Below are 4873 nucleotides of genomic sequence, written 5' to 3'. Positions count from 1 at the left end.
TGTTTTCTGCATGTCCCGCTTCGATCACCATTTGAATCATACGCAGTACTGCCGGGTGATGGTCATTATATTTCTTGCGCAGAAGCGGATTCTGTCTGTCCATCGCCAGTGTATACTGACTCAGGTCATTGGTTCCAAGACTCAGGAAATCCACTCTTCTGGCAAGCTCCCGGCTGATCATGACTGCTGCCGGAGTCTCGATCATGATTCCTGTCTTAATATGTTTATACGGAATTCCTTTTTCATCCAGCCCGATCTTTACTTCCCGGATAATTTCTTCGATCTCATCCATTTCCTCTTCTGAGCTGATCATCGGATACATCAGCGCCAGGTTTCCATATGCACTCGCCCTGAAAATTGCCCGAAGCTGTGCCTTGAACATTCTTTTTCTGTCAAGGCAGAGACGGATTCCTCTGTTCCCCATGATCGGATTTGTCTCGTCCGGGATATTCAGATATTCTGCCTGCTTGTCTGCTCCGAGATCTGCCGTACGGATCACAGTGAGCTTTTCTCCCATGGTCTCCGCAATCTTTTTGTATGCAAGAAACAGCTCATTTTCACGAGGATAATTTTCTCTTCCAAGATACTGGAATTCACTGCGCAGAAGACCAATCCCGGCAGCTCCGTAATACAGCACACTGTTCAGGTCGTCCATATTTCCGATATTGGCATAGATTTCAATTTCTCTGCCATCTTTTGTGATATCCGGTTCTCTCCTTAATTTCAGAAGTTCTTCTCTTTCTTCTTTATCAGCCTGCCTGCGGATCTCATATTCTTTTTTTACCTCTTCATCCGGATCAATATACAAAGTTCCGGTATATCCGTCCACAATAGCCTGCCGTCCGTCCCACTCCGAATCTGTGTCAATTTCCAGCAGAGCCGGTATATTCATTGTTTTTGCCATAATGGCAGCATGAGACATGTCGGAACCATGATGGGTAACAATAGCCATCAGTTTATCCTTATCCATCTCCATCAGTTCTGTTGGCGTGATACTCTCCGTCACAACGATCACAGGCTCATCCCCAAGATCTATCCTGGGAGAGATACCTCCCAGTTCACCGATCAGGCGGTCGGAAATCTCCCGCATATTATCCAGCCGTTCTTTAATCGCAGGCTCTTCCAGAGTTCTGAAAGTCTTAAGCATCTCATCCCTTGTAGTCATTACCGCATAGGCAGAATTTACTTTTTCACTCTGTATGACACTCTCAATGGCACGTTGAAAGCTTTTTCCCTCCAGCAGATTCTTCTGTCTGAGAAAAATCTCTGCCTGGGTTCCCTGAATTATGCAGTTTTTTTCATATAAATCCTCCAGCTGTTCCATGACTCTGGTGCGCGCCTGCCGGAAAATATTCAGCTCTGTTTTCACATCTGTGATCTCGTACTGGCGCATCTGATATTCGCTTTTATGATAATACAGTATCTTACCGATGGCAATTCCGGAAAAGGCACCGGTTCCCTTGTAAACATCCATATTAACTCCTTAGTTGATTAACCCCTTAGTCGCAGGCAGCCTTAAATTCAGTCCAGTTCTTCTGATACTGTGCGTCTGCGTCCTGGCTTACATTCTGGACGATCTCGCCCTTTGTAACATCATCCGGAACTACCAGATCCGGATTTACCAGCTCATCTGCTGCTTTATTTGTGCTGTAATAGCCGATATAGTCTGTGCATTTCGCTGCAACCTCCGGCTGCATGATATAATCCATGAAAGAATATGCCGCATCTTTATCCGGCGCTTCACTTGGAATAAACATACCCATAATACCAAATCCAAGTCCTTCTTCCGGATATACCACCTTCAGATCAGGATTCTCAGCCAGAGCAGCTGTTACCTGAGAGGTATAAAGAAATGCAACACTTGCTTCTCCGTTGAGAAGTGCATTCTGTGTATTGTCATCCTGGATCAGACGTACATTCGGAGCAAGTTCCAGAAGCTTCTCTCCTGTCTTCTTGATCACGTCAACGTCCTCTTCATTCATGCTCTCGCCCATGGAAAGCTGGGTGATACCATTGATCACACGATAGTTTGCAGTCAGTGCAATGCTGTCCTCAAGAGACGGATCCCAGAGGTCTTTATATCCTTTGATATCAATATCCACCTGCTCCGGATCGTAAACGATCAGCGGAATACCTGCTCCGTAAGGAACTGTGTATTCGTCATCCGGATCATAGAACTGTCCCTGATATAATGGGTTGATATTTCCGATATTCTCCAGAGAATCCTTGTCAAGCTTCTCTGCAAGTCCTTCCTGGATCGCAGTTTCCAGAATATAGTCATCTGCGATTACAATATCATAGTCGCCGCCCTTTGCCATGGAAAGCTTCTCAAGCATGGTTTCATCTGTATCGAAGTTTGAATAAACAACTTTAACTCCTGTCTCTTTTTCAAAATCATCCAGAACTTCCTGCGGGAACATTCCCTCCCAGGTAAAAAGAACAAGTTCTTTATCATCTCCTGCATCCTTGAATCCGGTGAATGCTGTTCCTGCCATTAATGCACACATCACTACTGCAAGTACTCTTTTTTTCATAAATGATCTCCCTTCTTATGCTCTGCATTGTTGTCTGTATCAGTCACTGTCCGCCTTCCACCGTATCGGCAGACAGCGGCTATCCTTTTTTACTTTGCTTTTACTTTTGTCCAGAGTTCCGCAAATTTCTGCTTGATCTTTGGCTGCTGATAAGCAAAGATTTCGTTATTCGGGTTGGTTGTATCCGGAATATAAGAACTGATCCCGGCATAGTCCCCCTCCTTCATGGTTTCAAAAGCACTCTTCACTGTAGAAGTATACCCTACTTCTTCCGTATTGGAAAGAGCAGATTTATCACTGATCATAAAATCAATAAATTCATGGGCAAGCTGTACTTCGCTGCAGTCCTTTGTGATAACCATTGCATCATACCATCTGTTGGTTCCCTGTTCCGGTGTGAAGTAGTCCAGATTCGGGTTTTCACTGATAATGTAAGATGCATCTCCGGAGTACACAACTGCCAGCGCTTTGTTTCCTGAAATCATGTTGTCGATCACATCATCGCCTGCATAGATCGGATCCATGGTGTCACGCTGATCGATCAGCCACTGATAAGCCTCCTCGATCTCAGACTCATTTGTAGTATTCATGGAATACCCAAGTGCTTTTAATGCTATCATAAAGGAATCTCTCTCTAGAATCATACATGTAAATATTTCCTTTATATTTCGGATTACACAGAAGATTCCAGCCATCTTTCAGATCAGCCTCATCTACTACTGTCTTATCATAAAGGATTCCTACTGTTCCCCAGAAATACGGACAGGAATAACGGTTGCCCGGATCATAGCTCTGGTTCATGACATCATTCAGCAGATTTTTCTTATTCGGAATTTCTTTCCAGTCAAGTGCCTGCAGATATTCTTCTTTGATCAGTCTCTCAATCATGTAATCAGACGGGATCAGCACATCATAAGTCTCACCGCTTGAAAGCTTGGTGTACATCATCTCATTTGACTCAAAAGTCTCGTATACGATGGTACAATCATATTCTTTTTCGAAATCCTCAAGAAGAGAAAGATCCATGTACTCTCCTGCATTGTAAACTTTCAGCACATGAGTGGACTGCGCCACGAATCCCCATTTGATCAGCCCTGCCGTAACGGCAACAACCAGAACTACAGAGACAATTTTTACTGCTTTCCTGTTCAGCTTTCTGGCTTTATTCTTAAACTTCGGAAGCAGATTGGACAAAAGCAGTACCACGATGATGACTACGATCACGATGGTTGACAAAGCATTGATTGTCGGATTGATACGCTTTGTCATATTATATACAACAATAGAGATATTCTTTACACCATTTCCTGATTCACGAAATAGGAAATAACGAAATCATCAAATGACATGGTAAATGCAAGCAGTGCGCCTGCGAAAATACCCTCTTTGATCATGGGCACGATAACCTTTGTCAGAGCCTGAAAAGGTGTTGCCCCAAGGTCCATGGCAGCATTTGCCATATTCGGATCCAGAGCTCTTACCTTCGGATAAACGCTGGTAATTACATACGGGGTACAGAATGCAATATGTGCCAGCAGCATAGTCAGATATCCTTTTCGAAATCCCAGAGAAGAGAACAAGAGCATCAGGCTGATGGCAGTTACGATCTTCAGGATTCAGGATCGGGATATTATTAATATTTAAAAGCAGTTCCTTGATTACCTTCTTTGATTTGGATAAACCGATCGCTGTAATGGTTCCAAGTATTGTAGAAACAATGGTCGCAATGATCGCAATGGTAACAGATACATAAACTGCCTTAATTACTTCCCCGTTACCGAGAAGTTCCTGATACCAGCGCAGGGAAAAGCCTGTAAATCTGGTCAGTGACTTGGATGAGTTAAAGGAAAAGATCATCGTCACCAGGATTGGCAGGTAAAAGAAAGCAAGGCAGAGTACTACATATAACATTGAGAAAAATTTATTATTACGTTTCATGCCGTCCTCCCTTATTCATCTTTATCCATCTTCTTCATCAGGCTCATAAATATCAGAATGAGCACAGCCAGAATCAGAGAACATCGCACTTCCGAAGTTCCAGTCACCAACTGAGATAAACTGAGACTCGATCAGGTTACCGATCAGCATGTACTGTCCGCCTCCGAGAAGTTTCGGAATAACGAATGTAGAAATAGACAGCAGGAATACCATCATGATTCCATTAAGCACACCGGGGATGGACAATTTCCAGATAACCTTTGTAAAGGTCTGGAATTTGCCCCAGGTCATAGGCAGCCTCGATAAAGGATTTATCCATTTTGCTCAGGGATGTATGGATCGGGATGATCATAAACGGCATAAAGTTACAGACCAGACCAACCACTACGGAAAAGTCTGTA

6 protein-coding genes are annotated in these 4873 nt (G+C 43.6%); all 6 read right to left on the bottom strand.

Translation table 11 applies throughout. From position 1 onward, the window contains the following. Window positions 1–1474 (bottom strand): phosphoenolpyruvate--protein phosphotransferase (ptsP, locus tag AC075J_RS02165; RefSeq protein WP_476389918.1); only part of this gene is annotated, 1474 nt, incomplete at its 3' end. Between the two features lie 25 nt (window positions 1475–1499). Beyond that, window positions 1500–2534, bottom strand: coding sequence for a polyamine ABC transporter substrate-binding protein (locus tag AC075J_RS02160; RefSeq protein WP_025577627.1), 1035 nt, complete (start codon window positions 2532–2534; stop codon window positions 1500–1502). A gap of 89 nt (window positions 2535–2623) precedes the next feature. Continuing rightward, window positions 2624–3154 carry an extracellular solute-binding protein gene (locus tag AC075J_RS02155; RefSeq protein ID WP_476389917.1) on the bottom strand — a complete coding sequence of 177 codons (531 nt, stop codon included), beginning with the start codon at window positions 3152–3154 and terminating at the stop codon, window positions 2624–2626. Continuing rightward, window positions 3108–3803, bottom strand: coding sequence for an extracellular solute-binding protein (locus AC075J_RS02150; RefSeq protein WP_476389916.1), 696 nt, complete (start codon window positions 3801–3803; stop codon window positions 3108–3110). The genes AC075J_RS02155 and AC075J_RS02150 overlap by 47 nt, the downstream gene beginning before the upstream one ends. 26 nt (window positions 3804–3829) lie before the next feature. Then, the gene (locus AC075J_RS02145) at window positions 3830–4075 is read right to left on the bottom strand and encodes an ABC transporter permease (protein WP_476389915.1); all 246 of its coding nucleotides are present in this window, start codon (window positions 4073–4075) and stop codon (window positions 3830–3832) included. A gap of 418 nt (window positions 4076–4493) precedes the next feature. Continuing rightward, complete coding sequence (locus AC075J_RS02140) at window positions 4494–4763, bottom strand: ABC transporter permease subunit (RefSeq protein ID WP_476389914.1); 270 nt, start codon at window positions 4761–4763, stop codon at window positions 4494–4496. Window positions 4764–4873: the final 110 nt, after the last annotated feature.

Source organism: Blautia sp. ZXY-1-C6 (assembly GCF_056339875.1).
This window is presented reverse-complemented; position numbering and strand designations above follow the sequence as displayed.